At 32.7% G+C, this 16,997-nt stretch carries 17 protein-coding genes; 5 read left to right on the top strand and 12 right to left on the bottom strand.

Annotated elements, in window-relative coordinates; all coding sequences use genetic code 11:
• Positions 1–63 precede the first annotated feature (63 nt).
• The gene (locus ACQ654_RS11200) at positions 64–333 is read left to right on the top strand and encodes a hypothetical protein (protein ID WP_430410418.1); all 270 of its coding nucleotides are present in this window, start codon (positions 64–66) and stop codon (positions 331–333) included.
• Between the two features lie 409 nt (positions 334–742).
• Entirely contained in the window at positions 743–1,021 is a 279-nt protein-coding gene (locus ACQ654_RS11195) for a hypothetical protein (protein ID WP_430410417.1), read from the top strand.
• 82 nt (positions 1,022–1,103) lie between these two features.
• Here ACQ654_RS11195 and tsf read toward each other — a convergent pair whose 3' ends face one another.
• The 4 genes from tsf to rplM all read right to left on the bottom strand — a co-directional run bounded on the left by tsf (position 1,104) and on the right by rplM (position 4,010).
• Positions 1,104–2,069 (bottom strand): translation elongation factor Ts, encoded by a 966-nt coding sequence (gene tsf / locus ACQ654_RS11190; RefSeq protein ID WP_430410416.1) that lies wholly within the window; start codon positions 2,067–2,069, stop codon positions 1,104–1,106.
• Between the two features lie 106 nt (positions 2,070–2,175).
• Positions 2,176–2,991: a 30S ribosomal protein S2 gene (gene rpsB, locus ACQ654_RS11185; RefSeq protein WP_430410415.1), complete on the bottom strand. Its 816-nt coding sequence runs from the start codon at positions 2,989–2,991 to the stop codon at positions 2,176–2,178.
• A gap of 175 nt (positions 2,992–3,166) precedes the next feature.
• A complete protein-coding gene (gene rpsI / locus ACQ654_RS11180) occupies positions 3,167–3,553 on the bottom strand; it encodes a 30S ribosomal protein S9 (RefSeq protein ID WP_046756417.1) in 387 nt (128 codons plus the stop codon).
• A gap of 1 nt (position 3,554) precedes the next feature.
• Entirely contained in the window at positions 3,555–4,010 is a 456-nt protein-coding gene (gene rplM / locus ACQ654_RS11175; protein WP_430410414.1) for a 50S ribosomal protein L13, read from the bottom strand.
• A 278-nt stretch (positions 4,011–4,288) separates the two neighbouring features.
• Here rplM and ACQ654_RS11170 point away from each other — a divergent pair, with 278 nt between their 5' ends.
• Positions 4,289–5,287 carry a hypothetical protein gene (locus ACQ654_RS11170; RefSeq protein WP_430410413.1) on the top strand — a complete coding sequence of 333 codons (999 nt, stop codon included), beginning with the start codon at positions 4,289–4,291 and terminating at the stop codon, positions 5,285–5,287.
• A 155-nt stretch (positions 5,288–5,442) separates the two neighbouring features.
• Here the strand turns inward: ACQ654_RS11170 and ACQ654_RS11165 are convergent, their stop codons facing one another.
• From ACQ654_RS11165 to ACQ654_RS11135, 7 genes are all read right to left on the bottom strand, one after another.
• Positions 5,443–6,270, bottom strand: coding sequence for a TerC family protein (locus ACQ654_RS11165; RefSeq protein ID WP_430410412.1), 828 nt, complete (start codon positions 6,268–6,270; stop codon positions 5,443–5,445).
• A 13-nt stretch (positions 6,271–6,283) separates the two neighbouring features.
• On the bottom strand, positions 6,284–7,480 hold the full coding sequence (locus tag ACQ654_RS11160; RefSeq protein ID WP_430410411.1) for a hypothetical protein: 1,197 nt from the start codon (positions 7,478–7,480) through the stop codon (positions 6,284–6,286).
• Between the two features lie 12 nt (positions 7,481–7,492).
• Positions 7,493–8,455, bottom strand: coding sequence for an acyltransferase family protein (locus tag ACQ654_RS11155; RefSeq protein ID WP_430410410.1), 963 nt, complete (start codon positions 8,453–8,455; stop codon positions 7,493–7,495).
• A gap of 5 nt (positions 8,456–8,460) precedes the next feature.
• Positions 8,461–9,117, bottom strand: coding sequence for a methyltransferase (locus tag ACQ654_RS11150; protein ID WP_430410409.1), 657 nt, complete (start codon positions 9,115–9,117; stop codon positions 8,461–8,463).
• A gap of 11 nt (positions 9,118–9,128) precedes the next feature.
• Positions 9,129–10,649, bottom strand: a complete 1,521-nt coding sequence (locus ACQ654_RS11145; protein WP_430410408.1) for a B12-binding domain-containing radical SAM protein — start codon at positions 10,647–10,649, stop codon at positions 9,129–9,131.
• Positions 10,650–10,678: 29 nt separating this feature from the next.
• Complete coding sequence (locus ACQ654_RS11140; protein WP_430410407.1) at positions 10,679–11,749, bottom strand: radical SAM protein; 1,071 nt, start codon at positions 11,747–11,749, stop codon at positions 10,679–10,681.
• A 146-nt stretch (positions 11,750–11,895) separates the two neighbouring features.
• Positions 11,896–12,264 carry a DUF2200 domain-containing protein gene (locus ACQ654_RS11135; RefSeq protein ID WP_430410406.1) on the bottom strand — a complete coding sequence of 123 codons (369 nt, stop codon included), beginning with the start codon at positions 12,262–12,264 and terminating at the stop codon, positions 11,896–11,898.
• A 158-nt stretch (positions 12,265–12,422) separates the two neighbouring features.
• On the opposite strand from ACQ654_RS11135, the gene ACQ654_RS11130 reads away from it, so the two are divergent.
• Together ACQ654_RS11130 and ACQ654_RS11125 are read left to right on the top strand one after the other, a co-directional pair.
• Positions 12,423–13,544, top strand: coding sequence for a hypothetical protein (locus tag ACQ654_RS11130; RefSeq protein WP_430410405.1), 1,122 nt, complete (start codon positions 12,423–12,425; stop codon positions 13,542–13,544).
• A complete protein-coding gene (locus ACQ654_RS11125; protein ID WP_430410404.1) occupies positions 13,541–15,136 on the top strand; it encodes a glycosyltransferase family 39 protein in 1,596 nt (531 codons plus the stop codon). Before ACQ654_RS11130 ends, ACQ654_RS11125 begins: the two co-directional genes overlap by 4 nt.
• Positions 15,137–15,914: 778 nt before the next feature.
• Here ACQ654_RS11125 and ACQ654_RS11120 read toward each other — a convergent pair.
• Positions 15,915–16,919 (bottom strand): sensor histidine kinase, encoded by a 1,005-nt coding sequence (locus ACQ654_RS11120; protein ID WP_430410403.1) that lies wholly within the window; start codon positions 16,917–16,919, stop codon positions 15,915–15,917.
• Positions 16,920–16,997: the final 78 nt, after the last annotated feature.

Genomic DNA, 16,997 nt, shown 5'->3' with positions numbered 1-16,997 from the left:
AACAACTTGTGGGAAAAAGTGTGAATATCTTTGTTTTGTAAAAATTACCAAACACAAACTATCATGAAAAAGAAAAATTTAAAATTAGGATTAAGAAAAATTAATATTTCAAACCTATCTACAGTAAGAGGTGGAAATGGAAGTAATGCAGTTGGATGTAGAGCTACATTGAGTAGAAATTTCATTGACGTTTGTTGTCCAGTATTTGGATCAGATGAATGTCCTAATACACAAGACACTACATGTCATTCAGGACATCCAGGATGTGGTGGTGATCCAACAGGAAATTGTTTGACACACGAAGATACATGTGTTTGTTTTCTTACAGACTAATTATCTTATACTAAATCAATAAAAGTGTGCTAAAAACTTTTTATTGTGAAACATTAGTACTGTAATAAGTTTATACTTTCATATTTCATTCAATTATTGCTATGAAAAAGAAAATAAGTTGAAATATGTAGTCTACTAATAACGACAATTCAGAATAAGAAGTGCTTTTATGTACAAAGGAGAAATAGCTGTATTATATGCAGCTATTTTTTTATTTTATAAGAACAGTTGACACTATTTAGGTTTATAAAACTTACAGAAGTTAAAAAATTAAGAAAAAAATCAACGCCTATGAAGAATGTTCGACGCTTATAAATTCTATAGTGTTTTTAAAAACTGTTTTCAATAGTTTTGGTGTATGAAAAAGGTGCACAATTTTTCAGGGTATTAATCTTTTAAAATTAAAATTATGAAAAAACAAAAATTAAAATTAGGCTTAAACAAGATCAACGTTTCAAATTTATCTACTATTAAAGGCGGAATAGGAGGAATTGCAAATCAAAGTGATGCTAATGGCTGTGTAGCTACAATAAGTAGAAATTTTGTTGATGTTTGTTGTCCAGTATTTGGTACAGGCGAGGTTTGTGAAACAACAAAAAACACAGGTTCAAGACATCCAGGTTGTGACGATGATGGACCAACTTTACATTGTACACTAACAATTACAGTTGTTGGGATTGGATGTTAATCGTGTGGTAAAGTTTTTTAAAACAAAAAGAGGTCATTTTTTCAAATGACCTCTTTATTTTTATCTTCTCGTATAAGATGATTTATCCTAAAGATACACGTTTGAAACCTGTTACTTCAACGTCTCCGTAAGAAGAAACATATTTAGCAACTGTAGACTTTTCATCTTTAATGAAGTCTTGGTCTAATAAACATTTTTCTTTGTCTAATGTAGTATTATCAGAGATAAATCTGTCCATTTTTCCTGGTAAGATACGATCCCAAATTTTCTCAGGCTTTCCTTCTGCAGCTAATTCAGCTTTTGCATCTGCTTCTGCTTGTGCTAAAACTTCTTCACTTAACTGAGACATAGAAATGTACTTAGGAACATTTTTTAATGTTTTTCCTAAACGTCCTAATTCTTCGTTGTCTTTTTCAATAGCGGCAATTCTTGCTTCTGTTTCAGAGGCAACATATGCTGGATCAAAATCTTTGTACGATAAAGTTGTTGCTCCCATAGAAGCAATTTGCATAGCTAAATCTTTCGCTAAAACATCAACGTTTTCAACTTTTGCAGATAAACCTACAACAGCGGCAATCTTATTGATGTGTACATAAGAACCAACATAAGGAGCTTCTATTTTGTCAAAAGCTGTTACGTCAATTTTCTCACCGATTACACCAGTCTGCTCAATTAATTTTTCAGCAACTGTAATTCCACCGAAATCAGCAGTTAAAAATTCTTCTTTTGTATTGAATCCGATAGCCAAGTCTGCAAATTCTTTTGCTAAGGCAACAAAACTTGCGTTTTTACCAACGAAATCAGTTTCACATCCTAAAACAATTGCAACACCAGCAGTATTGTCTGCATTTACTTTAGCAGCGGCAACACCTTCTGAAGATTCACGATCTGCTCTTTTATCAGCGATCTTTTGTCCTTTTTTACGAAGAATATCAATAGCTTTATCGAAGTCACCTTCAGCTTCTACTAATGCTTTTTTGCAGTCCATCATTCCTGCACCTGTAGCTTTTCTTAATTTACCTACTTCTGCGGCTGTAATTTTTGCCATTTTATTTTTGGTTTAATGTTTATACGTTAATGCAACATTTTTAAAAATCAGCAACAAAGTTATTGATCTCCTTTTGGTGAATTAACGTATCAACGTTAAATAATAATTATTTTGTTTCTTCTTTTGCTGGAGCTTCAGTTTTTGCAGGAGCTTCGGCTTTTACTTCAGCTTTCGCCGCTGCTTTTGGAGCAACAACAGCTTCTTTTTCAGCTTTTTTAGCTTCTTTTTCAGCTTTTCTTTCAGATAATCCGTCGATTACTGCATCTGTAACGTGTGTTAAGATATTCTCGATTGATTTAGAAGCATCATCATTTGCAGGAATTACATAATCAACCTCTCTTGGGTCAGAATTTGTATCAACCATTGCAAAAATTGGAATGTTTAATTTTTGAGCTTCTTTAATCGCGATATGTTCACGCTTGATGTCAACTACGAATAATGCACCTGGAAGACGAGTCATGTCAGAGATAGAACCTAAGTTTTTCTCTAATTTAGCTCTTAAACGATCAACTTGTAAACGCTCTTTCTTAGACAACGTTAAGAACGTTCCATCTTTTTTCATTCTATCAATAGAAGCCATTTTTTTAACAGCTTTTCTGATCGTTACAAAGTTTGTTAACATTCCACCTGGCCATCTTTCAGTGATGTACGGCATGTTAGCATTCCCCGCTTTTTCAGCAACAATATCTTTTGCTTGTTTTTTGGTAGCTACGAATAGTATTTTTCTACCAGATGCTGCAATTTTCTTTAAAGCTTCATTCGCTTCACTGATTTTAGCTGCAGTCTTGTATAAGTTTATGATGTGGATTCCATTACGCTCCATGTAGATATACGGCGCCATGTTTGGATCCCATTTTCTTGTCAAGTGACCAAAGTGTACACCTGCATCAAGTAAGTCTTTTACTTCTATGTTATTTGCCATTTTTGTAAATAGTTTACGTTCCGTTGAATTAGCAATAGGTAAGTAGCAATTTTAATTTGTAATTGGTCTTATCTATTTAGATGCTAAACTAATTTTCGCTGTGCGAAACAACGACAACATGTTTTTAATTTCAATATTAAATGAACTATACGTTTTATTAAAAAACGAATAAAAATTAACGTTTCGAGAATTGGAATTTCTTACGAGCTTTCTTCTGTCCAAATTTCTTACGTTCAACCATTCTTGGATCTCTTGTTAGTAATCCTTCTGGTTTAAGTGCTAATCTGTTTTCAGCATCGATCTCACATAATACTCTTGAGATTGCTAAACGAACAGCTTCTGCTTGTCCTGTAGCTCCACCACCATATACATTTACGTTTACATCATACGTGTCAACAGTTTCTGTTAAAGCAAATGGTTGCTTTACTTTGTACTGTAATGTTGGCGTTGGGAAATACGTTTCAAACGCTTTTTTGTTTACGGTAATGTTTCCAGTTCCTGGAGTAACATATACACGAGCAACAGCCGTCTTTCTACGACCAATTTTGTGAATAACTTCCATGTTACATTAAATCATTTAAGTTAATAGTTGTTGGTTTTTGAGCTTCTTGTCCGTGCTCTGTACCAACATAAACTTTTAGGTTACGGAATAAAGCGCTACCTAATTTGTTTTTTGGTAACATTCCTTTCACTGATTTCTCTACTAATTTTGCAGGATCTTTTTCAAAAAGTTCCGAAGCAGTTAGTGATCTTTGACCACCTGGATATCCTGTGTGACGAATATACGATTTGTCCGTCCACTTGTTTCCAGTTAAGTTGATTTTTTCCGCATTGATAATTACGACATTATCTCCGCAATCAGCATGTGGTGTAAAGCTAGGCTTGTACTTACCTCTAAGTATTTTTGCTACCTTAGAAGCCATACGCCCTAGCGTTTGTCCTTCAGCATCAACCAAAACCCACTGCTTATCTGCAGTCGCTTTGTTCGCTGAAATTGTTTTGTAGCTTAATGTGTCCACACTAATTTTTTTTAATAATTAAACATTCCTATCTCTTAAAAAGAGTCTGCAAAGGTAAGATTAATTCTGTAGATAACAAATACAATGAGAAGAATACTGAAAATAGTTAAATGTATTGGTTTTCATCTGCTTACTTTTTATTTCCGTAATTATGTCAGCTGTGTTTTGCTAATAAAATAATGACTGCATGATAACTAGGTTGTAGAAGCGTATTTCAAACTAATAAAAAATGATTAAAAAACATAATTTAAAAACTATCTTTAGCACAGATTTTAGATATGAAATTAGTGACAAAAATAAAGAAGTTTTTTATCAATACCATCATTATCATGTTGGTAACTTTTGTGCTGTTTGAAATTTTGTATCGAAATTCTATTATTGATTTTTATAAAATAGAAACTTCTCATTTGAATTCTGAGACTGACTTGGGAAAACCTTCTGTAGATTTTTTGGTGTTTGGCGATTCGTTTTCTGCTACAGCGAAAGACATTAATTATATAGAAAAAATAAAACAAGCGCATCCAACAGTTTCCATTGTAAATGTGAGTGTGCCAGGTATTGGAATTCGGCAAGTGAATACCTTCGCGAAAGCAAAAATTAAAAAACACCAACCAAAAGCAATTATATATCAAATTTATGTTGGAAACGATTTGACTGATGTTGATCATTTGTGGAGTTTAGAGAAGTTTTCGTTAGTTCGAAATTTGTATTGGGAAACTTCCGATTATTTTATGAGTGTATCGTATCTGAATCATAAAGCAAGTGTTTTTAGTCCGAGTGTAAATAACAGAACGTACACAATGGCAACTGATATTTTTAAACCAGACTATTACGATTTGCGAACGAAACGCTTTTTAAACTTTGATCGAGCATACTTTACGAATACATTGCTATTAAAAAAGCCTTTTAAAGAACGATATGACGCTTGGTTAATATATATGAAGACTTTCCTCGAAACGATTCCAAACGATGTTCCTGTGTACTTGGTTTGGATTCCACATTGTGCACAAGTAAATGATTATTATATGGGCAATTTGAAAGCTTTAGGTGCTACTTTCGATGAGAAAGTTACCATACAACAAGCTGATTATCCATTCTTCGCGCAAGCAAAAAAGGATTTAAAAATGTATACAAATGTTACACAATTAAATCCTTTAAAGACTTTTCAAGCAAATGATAAAAATGATTATCGTTTGTATTTTGCCAACGATCCACATATTAATAATAAAGGGAATGAAGTGTTGAGCGATTTTTTACAGTCTGAAATTCCTTTTTAGTAATTCCTTGTTCCAATTTTAGATTCAATACACGTCAGTTCGAGTAGTTTTTCGAAATGAAATGAAGAAAAATTGTATTGAGAACAACTTGAGTTTTTAAAGCAAATCTCGATACAATTTCCTGTCGAATATCACTCGATTTGGCGGATTTAAATCTAACCCTTTTTATCTTCCGTAGCTTTATCCGTCATTTCTTTCTTTGCCAATAAATTCTTTTGATAACGACCTTGTACAATATCAATAATCACTAAGGTAATGATGACAAAATAAAAAGTTGCTTTACTCATTGGTTCTACTTTGTTTCCAAATAGTTCAAGATGTGCTAAATGCCCGCCTTCTGATAACAGCATGATTCCGACAATGAAAAGAATAAATAATCCGAGCACTTCATACATTTTATTCTTTTGTAAAAAGTTAGATACTTTATCAGCCATCACAATCATTAACAATCCACCTAATATTACGGCAATTGTCATTAAAATTAATTGTGGCGTTTCATCCATTTCATTTGTCAATGCCATTGCGCTCAAAATAGAATCAAATGAAAATACAAGATTCATAATTACAATCCATGTAACAACACTATTGACAGATTTTTTACTTTTTACTTCCTCATTTTCGGCATGTTCTTTCATGAGCATCATGTGCCAGATTTCTTTTATAGCTGTGTAAATGATAAAAACGCCACCAGCCAATACAATTATGCTATGTCCGTTAAAATCAAATTCGAGGAACGAATTGCTATGCATGGAGAAAAAAGGAGATTGGAAATAAGAAATCAATTTTACTAAAACAAATAATAATACAATTCTTAAAATTATCGCCAAGCCAACACCCATTTTTCGAACAAATGATTGTTTGTCTTTTGGAGCTTTTTGCGATTCTAACGAAATATATAATAGGTTGTCAAATCCTAAAACAGCTTGTAAAAGTACAAGCATAAATAAGGTAAAAAGACTATCTAAGGTTAAAAGTTGTTCCATGTTTTTAATATAATTATTTATTGATTTCTGTTAGTTGTTCGGTTTCTGGTATTGTTACAGTTTCTGTTACTTTTGGTGTAAGCAATGGCTTTATATGTGCAAACATTCTGTTGGCAATCAATCGATTTCCAAATTCGCCAGTATGGCAAAAATCGGTATAAATCGTTTTTTCTGCAGTGTCAAAAGCGTCACTAATATCTACAAAAGTTGAATCGTTGATCATTAATGAATCTTTTCGAATCGTTTCATATGACAGTTTGTATAAATTTTCGTAATACTGTTTGTTTTTAAAATAATCTTGTTCTACTGTTGTCAAATTTTTCTTTGAATAAACATTTGGTTGCATAAAATTGAACACTTTAAAACCATAATCATTTTCAAAACTTTTCGAAATTTTAACCAATCCAATATACGTTTCTGCAATATCATATGCCAATGCATCTGGGCGTGAACTGAGTTGTTTGTATGCAGATTTTGTAAAGAGTTTTCGTTGCATGGTTGTTACAAATCGGTATAAATTACTTGAATACACCATTAATGCAATGCGCTTCTTATAACTATGTGCAATTTTAAATTCTTTTCGTCTGTTAAACGCATTTGTTGGTGCGCCAGCTTCATTATTTTGATGTCCAGAAATCACTTCATTTACACCATCATAAAATATAACAATATCCGGAATGTTATTTTTAACGAGTTCTCGCTGTAGCTGAATGTTCTCTGAGGCACGCGTGTATCCGTGGCAACCAAAATTAGTAACTTCTACATTTTGATTGGGAAAATTTGTAGCAATCAATTTTGATAATTCTGAGGGAATTGAGTGTTCGTCACGTGCGCCCGCACTGAATATTGTAGAACCGCCAAAGCAGAATATTTTTAACGCTGTAGCCGAATCTTTCAAACTTGGATTTACTGTTTTTCGGAGTCCATTTTCATAAATCGTATTGTGTTTCCCGTTCATAGGTTTAAAACGATAATGCAAATAAGGTTCCCATATCATATCTTGCAGACGAAGTTCTCTAAAAATTTCTTTGATAGATTCGTCATCGATATCGTCACCTTCATATACGCCAGAAGCAATAATACGTTCAGTGTTTTCATCAACATTACTTTTATCGTAATTATAAAAAATGCCCAAACCAATTTCACACAAAAGAAGAATGATGAGTATATTTCTGAATATTATATATATGTATTTAAGTTTACTTTTCACGAATGGAATAATTTATATAATGTATTTTAATTTCTTGTTGAGTTGAATTAGGAAATAACTCGCAATTCCCGACAATATAATAGTTGCAAAGGTTAAAGGTGTTGATTCTAATTTAAAAAAACTAGTAATCAAAATAATAATTAACGGATGTATTAAATAAAGAGCAATTGAAAAGGATGATAAAACTTTACTATTTATGCTTGAATTGATGGTATATGAAAACGCAGTGATTAATAATATTGGACCTAAAAGTAAAAATGAAAGACTCATGTTAAAAGATGCTTTCGAGTTTATATGGTAGTTTGTCAAACTTTCTGCGACAAGCAATAAAAAGCTCACAACTAAAAATATAATAGCTTGTTTCTTTTGTGTTTTCAAATGAAAATTGGAACGGCGAATGACATAGCCTATACTTAAAAAGGGAAATGCAAAGAATAAAAAATTACGATGTGTTGGTGGAAAATTAAGTAGTTTGTCAATAACACTAGTTCCTTCAAAAAAAGAAATATTTCTGAGTGTTTGAATTGTGTAGCCTATTAAATATAATCCTACTGCAAGTATTAATAAAGTGGTATTTGAAAATTTTCGAAAGGTATAAACTAACAATCCGCCCAGAAAAAGTGCTGCCAAGTACCAAAGATGATTGAACCCAAAAAGTACGATTGGTATAATTTTGATAGGATTTTCATATACAGGAATACTCCAAAAGTAGATAAAAATCAACATCCAAATAAGATATAAAATTCCAACACGTTTTATCCAATTTTTTATCCGATCATTTTGAAAAACGGTATATAAAAAGAAACCATTAATTGTAAAAAAGAACGGAATCGGAATTCGAAATAAACCATTACAAGTTACATGATACGCTATTTTATTGTAGTCAAATAAAAACCCACAATGTACCGAAATGATTAATATAGCAGCTACAATTTTTAGAATATCGAGCAATATGTTTCGCGAAGTTGTTTGCAAATCGGTTATGATTTTTGAAGACTAAAGATATAGTTTTTCTCTTTTAAAACACTTTTTTCTAAAATCAATTCAAACGAAAGTCCGTTTTTAGCGGCTAACTGTTTGATGTGTTCAATTTCACAATCTTCCGATAAAATCATCCATGTATTTGGCGCAATGTGTTTTGGAAGTTGTGAAAATAGCTTTTTAAAATATTCAAAATCTTCACCACAAAACCAAGCACGTTCTTTATCGTTTTGCGGTGCTTTTGGATAGTATGGCGGATTGATAATAATATAGTCAAATTGTTGATCGGAAAGATTTTTAAACAAATCAGAATAGACAACATTCAAAAGAATTTCATTTTTAACAGCAGCTTCTTTTAGTGTATCAATGGCAATTTGGTTAATGTCAGAAGCCGTTACGTTTGCACCTTTAGAAGCGGCAAACAACGAGATGATTCCGGAGCCACAACCGAGTTCTAAAAAGGTTTTATCTGTTAAGTGTAAAGGTTTTATATAGTCTAGTAAAATCTTGGTACTTATTGTAAAATGTGGTGGAAAAATTTCAGCACTAATGTCTACAGTAATATCTTCATACGTGTATTTTCGTTCTTTACGCGAGTACTTATCAAAGAAAAATTTCGCAATTGGAAATAGGTGTTTTTTAAGTTTCTTGACCATATTTCTATGAATTATTCAGAATAGAAACCTTCAATTTCTGGCTGACGGTATTTCCAAATTTTGTGTAAAACCTTAATTTCATACGGAAATTTATACCAACCATATTTAAAGCGATATCCAGAAACTAATTTTAATAATGCTTTTTTATATCCTTTAATTCTGAAATCGGAAGCTGTTGGATAATATCCATTCAATACAGTTTCAAAATTTTGAATTTTATCAATCATATACGGTTTTAACCAAGGTGTCAACGGATTTCTTCGCAAATCGAATTTTTCCCAACTTGGTTCAATCCATTCTTCTAATTTGGAAGGAAACGAAAATCCTGCATCTACAATTTGCTGATACAACTCTGAACCTTCCGTTGGTACAGGACTGTATAAGTAAATAATAATTTCTGCGTCAGCATTGATCGATTTAATTTCGCGAATAAAATTAATATCCCATAAAATCTGCTCGTATACTTTCTTTTCGTCAGGTCCAGGCAAGCCTAAAACAAATGACAATTCAGGAATAATATCAACATCTTTCATGCGTTTCACAAAATCCTTGATCATTTGACCCGATTGTGTTCCACCTTTGTTCATCTGCTTCAACACTTCATCATTTCCAGTTTCAGCACCTAAAAACATCATGCGGCAACCAGCTTTTCGCATATAATGCAATTCTTCGTCCGAATATTTATTTATCGTATCAATGCGTCCTTCGCCCCACCATTCAATATTGTCATCCATAACGAGTTTGGAAAATTCCATCACACGTTTTCTGGATGTAAAAAAGTTATTATCGTGAAACTCTACGGCATCAATTTGATACTTCTCTTTAAAGTATTTTAAATCTTTATAAATAGTGCCAGCAGCTTTTGCTTTCCATTTTGCATTGTAAATTGGCACAACTGCACAAAAAGAACAACTAAACGGACAACCCATACTTGAGTGATACGCAAACGTTCTGCGTCCCATAAAGGTTTTTGCTAAATAATTTTCTAGCGGATAAAACGTATTAAAATATTCGTATGGATATGGTGGCAATGTATCTTGATCGAGCAATGCTTCTTTTACCGTTTGGATAATTTTGCCTTCTTCATTTTTGAAAATTAAGTTGCGAATCAACATAAGTTTTTCATCACTTTTTCCTTCCAAAACAGCTAATAACTTAGGAAAAGTAGTATCGCCAGGTCCGTTAATAATATAATCAACATACCCAGAATTTAAACACACTTTGTACTGGTTTGAAGCAAAATATCCGCCCCAAATATTAATTGCTTCGGGATACATTTCTTTTATTTTTCTCGCGTACGGAATTGCTTGTTTCAATTGCGGTCCGGGCATTACTGTAAGGCAGAAATACTTGTATTCGCCTGTAGCGAAATAACCAGAAATTTTTTCCCAAGGATCGTTTTCCATGTTTCCATCTACAAAAACATAGTCATATTTTCCATGAATAGCCGCACCAACTTGAATGATGGTGTTTGGCAAACGATGTTTTGCATTGGCACTTCTTGGATTGAATATGATAATTTTATTTTCCATTATTTGTAATATCTTATAACAATTTAAATCTAAAAAGCACTACAACAGCGACTGCATGCAGGTAGTAAACCGCCGTTTTTGGAAAGTGTAGAACGGAATTTTGCCAATACGCGCCCATTCCAGATTTGCTTTAGGTTTTCTTCGTACATATTCCCTAATTCTAAATTATAACATCTTCCATGTGCGGGAATTACACTTCCGTCAGATTTAATCATGATATTTGTAAACACGTCATTACACATTGTACCAATCTTTTTTTCAGGTTGATGATAAAATTCGTAAAGCTTTTCTTTTGATGCAATTTCAGGAGAAAAACTCACAGGAAATTTACACTGCTTAGATTTTATCGCAGCAATTTCATCCCAAAGTGCTTCCAAATCAAAGTTATTTATATTTACTTCATCAACATTAGAAGCTGTTGCAGGATACGAATTTGCCCAAACTTCATTATGCATGTCAGCAATGCGCTGTTCCGTAAAATTTGAATGCATAAAACCGATTTGTTGCAACGGATAGTCTTTAAAAAAATCTAAAAACTCTAACAAATACCCAATATTCCACTCTGTAATAACACAAAAAATACCAATCGTAGCATTTGGATTGATGGCAAGAACAGCTTCAATACCTTCTACCGCTTTCTGAAATGATTTTTTGTGTCCTCTAATTTCATTGTGAATATCTTGCGGTCCATCTAACGAGATGTAAATATCGCTATGTGCTACAATTTTAGCCTTTTGTCGTAAGGTAAGTGCGTTTGTTGTTACAGAAGTTTGGATACCTTTTTTAGCGGCATAGGTTAACGAAGCTTCCAAATGTGGATACACCAAAGGTTCTGTAAATGCATATCCTAATTTTGAAGTAGGATAGTGTTCCACCATTTGATCAATAATTTGTTCAATTAACGGTAACGGCATATTAATTGGATGTGTTCCAACTAAATTTTGCGCAAAATTTGTGTCTAAGCTTTTTGTACCCACATCACACATTTTACAATGTAAATTACAGACATTATTAACACCCAAAATGATCCACTCAGGTGGAAACAAATACTTGTTTGGGAGCAATTTTTTATTAATTTTTTTTAATGTAGTAACACTCATGATGTGTTCTTTTTCTAGAATTTTGTAAAGCTACAAATCAAATAGCAAAATTTGTGTTCAAATTTACATTTTAAATTGACAAAATATAATATCTATCTGGAGCAAGTCTAAATAATAGGCATATTCAATATATATAATAGCAATAGTTAACTTTTTTTACGTAAAATTTTCTCCATTTTCCGACCTTTTGCCAACTCGTCTATCAATTTATCCAAGTAGCGTACTTGTCGTGTTAATGTATTGTCAATTTCTTCAATACGATATCCGCAAATAACGCCTGTTATTAGGTGTGCATTTGGATGTAGTTTTGCTTGTTGAAAAAATTCTTCAAACGTAGCTTCATTTCCTATAAACTCTTGTATTTTGGCTTCATCAAAACCTGTGAGCCACGTCATTACTTGGTGTAATTCCTCAACGGTTCTGTCTTTTTTCTCCACTTTGGTAACGTAGTGTGGATATACGGAGCTAAACTTCATGTTTGCGACTCTTTCATTGTGTTTTGCAGTGACTTTCATGATACTGATCTTTTACATATATACATAAATTTAGGTATAAAATTTTATTCGGAGCGAAAGTAAGTCCAAATAGAGGCTATTTTTTCATATTTCATATACAATCTTTTCAGAGAGACTGTATATTTGTTGAAATCACACCAACGACCAAAAGAATTATTTTGCTAAAAAAGTATCTCTTTACACTATTAAAAAACCTGATTATCATTTTCGGGATTACCTTTATTTTGCTTGAAGTCATTTTGGCAATTTATATCAGAACTGCGGAAATTAAAATTGAATTACCAACGTATACGTTTCAAAATACGTTTGGCTTTTGGTATGATTTGAATGAAGATTTTGGTACGTTACACTTGCCCAATGATGAATATCGACAGAAAAAATATTGCTTTGATGTGGTGTATGAATCCAATTCGAAAGGATTTCGTGATGTAGAACGCAAAGAAAACACAACCACCAAACGTGTCGTTGCTTTGGGCGATTCGTTTACGGAAGGTATTGGTGTTCATATGGAAGATCGGTTGACCAATTTACTAGAAAAAGAAACGAATAATCCACATTTGAATTTTGGATTGGCGGGAAATTTTGGGCCAATCCAATATATGACGCTATACAAAAGTATGGCAAGTACATACAGTCATGAAGCCGTGTTGATTGGTATTTTGCCATCGAACGACTTTATTGATGACGATTATGAAATTGGTTTAAAAGTTGGCGGAAATCGGTATAAACCATTCTTAACAGGTACTTATCCAAATTATGAAACGGTATATTATGCAGACCGTATTGAGAAGTCGAAAGCACGCCCGTTTCAACCAAATTTTGTATATAAAGTGCTAAAAAATTTCACGCATTCTTACAACATGTATCGCTATTTAAAAGTGATGCAACATATAAAAACGATTCCTAATGATACATTATTTGATGCATCTAGAATACCAAGTTATTTCAATTTTACACCACAACAATTTAATCAAATGCAATATTGCATAGAAGAAATTAAGCGTTTGGCAGGCGATCGTACTGTGATGGTATACAGTATTCCTATCGAAAAAGAAATCAAAGCGTATCGCGAACACGGGAAAAATCCGTTGGCAAAACAATTGCAAGCAGTTTGTGACAGTATTAATGTGGAATATTTAGATTTATTGCCAAAAACGAATGACTTTACAGAAGCTGAATATGAAGCGTTGTTTTTATCCTGTGATGGACATTGGAGCGAAGCAGGTAACGCTTTCGCGAAAAAACATATTGAATCTTATTTTAGTTATTACAAAAAATGATATCATTTCTCAAAAAATACCAAGACCATTTCGGATTATTAATCTTGTGGTTATTGATCATTTTAATCATTAATCCAATTGGCGATTTCCCATTGAATGACGATTGGTGTTATGGAAAATCTGTCAAAACATTACTGGAAGATGGTTATTTAAAACTCTACAATTGGGGCGAAATGACTTTAGTAGGACATGTATATTGGGGCTATTTCTTTACCAAAATCTTTGGATTTTCCTTTACCGTTTTGCGTTGGTCAACCTTAGTTATGGCATTTGGAACGCTTATCGGAATTTATGAACTCTGTAAACTTGCCAACATTTCACGTTGGGTAACCTTGGTTAGTGTGTTGTTATGTATGATGAATCCGATATTTTTGTCTTTGTCGTTTTCGTTTATGACCGATGTGCCATTTTATTTCGTAACCATTTGGGCTTTTTATTTCTTCGCGAAAGCATTACAAACGGATACATGGAAACCAATTATTTGGGGAATATTCTTTTGTTATTGGGCATTTACAATTCGTCAACTGGCATGGGTTTTTCCAATTGTATATTTAATTACGATGTTGTTGGCGAAAAAACGAACGCGTTCCAATTTCATCAAAGCAATTACACCTTTGTTGGCGTTGCTTGTGTTTTCGATGGTTTTCTCGTATATCATGGAAACGAATGATTTGTTACAAGATCGTTACAATTCGAAATTCAATTTGATGATTGACAATATTCTACATCTTGATAAAGTAATCATTATCAATTCAATTTCGTATTTCTGTCGATCAATGTCGTATTTAGGGTTTTTACTACTACCGATTCATTTGATATATTTCAGTCGCTACAAATTTAAAGGCTATAAAATTTTAGCTATTATTTGGACGGTATTGGTTGCAACATTTCTATTAAAATTAGGAAAACAAATTCCAAGTTTGGATAACATTTGGATAGATTTCGGCGTTGGTCCAACTACGTTGGCGCATCATGCAGGAAACTTTACCACAAGTCCCGATCCTAGAGCACCGAAACTATTTTGGCAAATTATAACAATAATTGGTGTATTTTCAAGTGTAACTTTGGTATTTCATAGTAAAAGATTGGCGGTAGCGGTTTTCAAAAAAACAACCGTTTATCCATTGGTTGTCTTAGCATTTGTATTTTCAGTGGTGTACTTAACACCATTTTTGATTGTTGGTGTGTACGATCGTTATTTATTGCCTTTATTTCCAATCTCGATTATTTTGTTAGGCACAAATGCATCTGTGAAAGTTCCGAAAAAAATCTATCAATATATAGCGTATGGTTGCATCGGATTATTTACGTTGTTTTCTGTGTGTGCTGTACATGATCATTTATCTTGGAATCGGGTGCGTTGGAAAGCAATACAAGAAGCTTTGGATTCAGGAATTCCCAAAAATCATATCAATGGTGGCGTAGAATATGTCACGTGGAATTTCTTTTCGGAAGATAAAGAAAAATGGTGGGAAAGCGTAAAACCCGTGTATTTCTTAGTTTTTAAACCTGCTGACAACCAAAAAGTAATAAAAGAATACACCTATGAACGTTGGTTGCCTGGTGATGGAGTTCTATTTTTTGTAGAGTGATTTTGGCAGGTTGGTTGTTTTTTGAACGTGTATTATATGCGAAGAATTTTATGGTTTAGTAAATAAAAACCGAATAGAAAGTCCGCGAGGATTTTCGTAAGTAGGCAAGAACCTAGCAATTGGCTATATACGCAGTTTGGTACCGTTTTCAAATTCTGACATAATTGCTACTGCAACCTCGTAAAGTACTTTTTCAAATAACCCGGCAATATATTTTGTAACAGTTATTAACCCGTTGTGCATTTTACGATTGAAAATGAGTAAAATTTGTATCGAAAATAAAATTTTTATCCTACACAAGTTCTCGATACAATTTTTCGTACCTCAAAATCACTCCTTTAGATTAGTATGTAATTAATTATTAACTTAAAAATGGAAAAGATACACTACCAAGTCACTCCAAGTTTTAAAACTTATCGTTCGATTTAGATCTTTTTTTTGCTTAGATTCAATATATCTTATCCTATTGTAAGTCGATTGGATATTTTTTAAATGTGGCTTAATTTCGCCTGTATCTGCATAATACTTTTCATCAAGCTTGTCAAAATCTTCTTGAAATTGAGCATGGTCGTTAAATGTGCTGAATAGTATGTTTTCTTGTTTTTTCTGTCTTTATCTTTAAATTTTCAGACAGTATCTTTTTAAGTAATCCACATAATTGGTGTTTAAAAAGTTAAAAATAAAGTAGAATTAAGAAAATTTTCTAGTTAATAAAGTTGTTAGAATCGAGTAGATTCTTGCCTGCGCAGGAATAACAAAGAAGAAAAATAAATAACTTCTACCGTTCCAATACTTTCGGATACGAAACAATAAATGTAGTGCCCAATATACCGTCAGATTCTACTTTAATTTTTCCTTCATGTTTTTCAATAATCTTTTTTACAATGGCAAGTCCCAATCCTGTGCTCTCAAAAGTGTCTTTTCCGTTCAATGTTTGAAATACTTCAAAGATTTTTTGCTGGTATTTAGGAGCGATACCAGGTCCATTATCTTCAAATATTATGTTATAAAAATTAGGTGTTTCTACACTAGAAATTGAAACTTCGCACACTTCTTTGTCATTGTGTTTTATGGCATTGCTAATTATATTTGAAACTACTTGCGACAACTGTATTTTATCTCCAACAAGTACAGGAAGTTTCCCTTTAGTGTTCAATTGAATATTTCCTGAGTTTTGGTAATTTTTAAAATCTGCACGTACCATGGCATTCAAATCAACGGATTCGGGCATAATTTTCCCAATTTTTGAATAATGCAAAATACCATTGATCAAATTTTCTACTCGTTTTACACGTCCTTGTAACGTAGATAAATGACTATATACTTCGGCTGTTTCGCCAGCTTCGAGATCTTCTTTAATAAAAGATGCCAAACTAGATATTCCTCGTAGCGGCGCTTTTAAATCGTGAGAAGTAATGTAGGCAAATTGTTCAAGTTCTTTATTTTTTAATTCTGTGTCGTCCAAGTTTTGATTGAGTTCTTTTAATTTTCGAAAACTATCCAATCCTGTACGAACCACCATAAAAACAAACAATGATCCCATAAAAAAGATAACACCCGAAAGAAACGCAAGTAATTCTGTTTTTCCTAAAATAACAACAACAGCTACCGACAAATATCCAACAAAGAATATCAACATTAATAGCCGCAACTTTTTCCAATTACTTTTTAACTCGCTATTTGGAAGAATGTCGAATATTTTTTTTGTATACCCAGCACTCATCAACAAAATCAAGGCTCCCAAAAGAATAAGAGCTGCTATAATGTAATCAGAGACATGCATACGGTATCGTTGAAAATGGATTTTGAAATTCAGGTTTGTTTTATGGTTGCCAACACATGTGTATGTTAGTAATTCTAT

It is taken from the genome of Kordia sp. (assembly GCF_965283645.1).
GTDB lineage: Bacteria > Bacteroidota > Bacteroidia > Flavobacteriales > Flavobacteriaceae > Kordia.
This window is presented reverse-complemented; position numbering and strand designations above follow the sequence as displayed.

Bases quoted from the DNA above. Each gene is read 5' to 3' on its own strand.
- ACQ654_RS11200 (WP_430410418.1), top strand. From the start codon at position 64: ATGAAAAAGAAAAATTTAAAATTAGGATTAAGAAAAATTAATATTTCA.
- ACQ654_RS11195 (WP_430410417.1), top strand. From the start codon at position 743: ATGAAAAAACAAAAATTAAAATTAGGCTTAAACAAGATCAACGTTTCA.
- tsf (WP_430410416.1), bottom strand. From the start codon at position 2,069: ATGGCAAAAATTACAGCCGCAGAAGTAGGTAAATTAAGAAAAGCTACA.
- rpsB (WP_430410415.1), bottom strand. From the start codon at position 2,991: ATGGCAAATAACATAGAAGTAAAAGACTTACTTGATGCAGGTGTACAC.
- rpsI (WP_046756417.1), bottom strand. From the start codon at position 3,553: ATGGAAGTTATTCACAAAATTGGTCGTAGAAAGACGGCTGTTGCTCGT.
- ACQ654_RS11170 (WP_430410413.1), top strand. From the start codon at position 4,289: ATGAAATTAGTGACAAAAATAAAGAAGTTTTTTATCAATACCATCATT.
- ACQ654_RS11165 (WP_430410412.1), bottom strand. From the start codon at position 6,270: ATGGAACAACTTTTAACCTTAGATAGTCTTTTTACCTTATTTATGCTT.
- ACQ654_RS11150 (WP_430410409.1), bottom strand. From the start codon at position 9,117: ATGGTCAAGAAACTTAAAAAACACCTATTTCCAATTGCGAAATTTTTC.
- ACQ654_RS11145 (WP_430410408.1), bottom strand. From the start codon at position 10,649: ATGGAAAATAAAATTATCATATTCAATCCAAGAAGTGCCAATGCAAAA.
- ACQ654_RS11140 (WP_430410407.1), bottom strand. From the start codon at position 11,749: ATGAGTGTTACTACATTAAAAAAAATTAATAAAAAATTGCTCCCAAAC.
- ACQ654_RS11135 (WP_430410406.1), bottom strand. From the start codon at position 12,264: ATGAAAGTCACTGCAAAACACAATGAAAGAGTCGCAAACATGAAGTTT.
- ACQ654_RS11125 (WP_430410404.1), top strand. From the start codon at position 13,541: ATGATATCATTTCTCAAAAAATACCAAGACCATTTCGGATTATTAATC.
- ACQ654_RS11120 (WP_430410403.1), bottom strand. From the start codon at position 16,919: ATGCATGTCTCTGATTACATTATAGCAGCTCTTATTCTTTTGGGAGCC.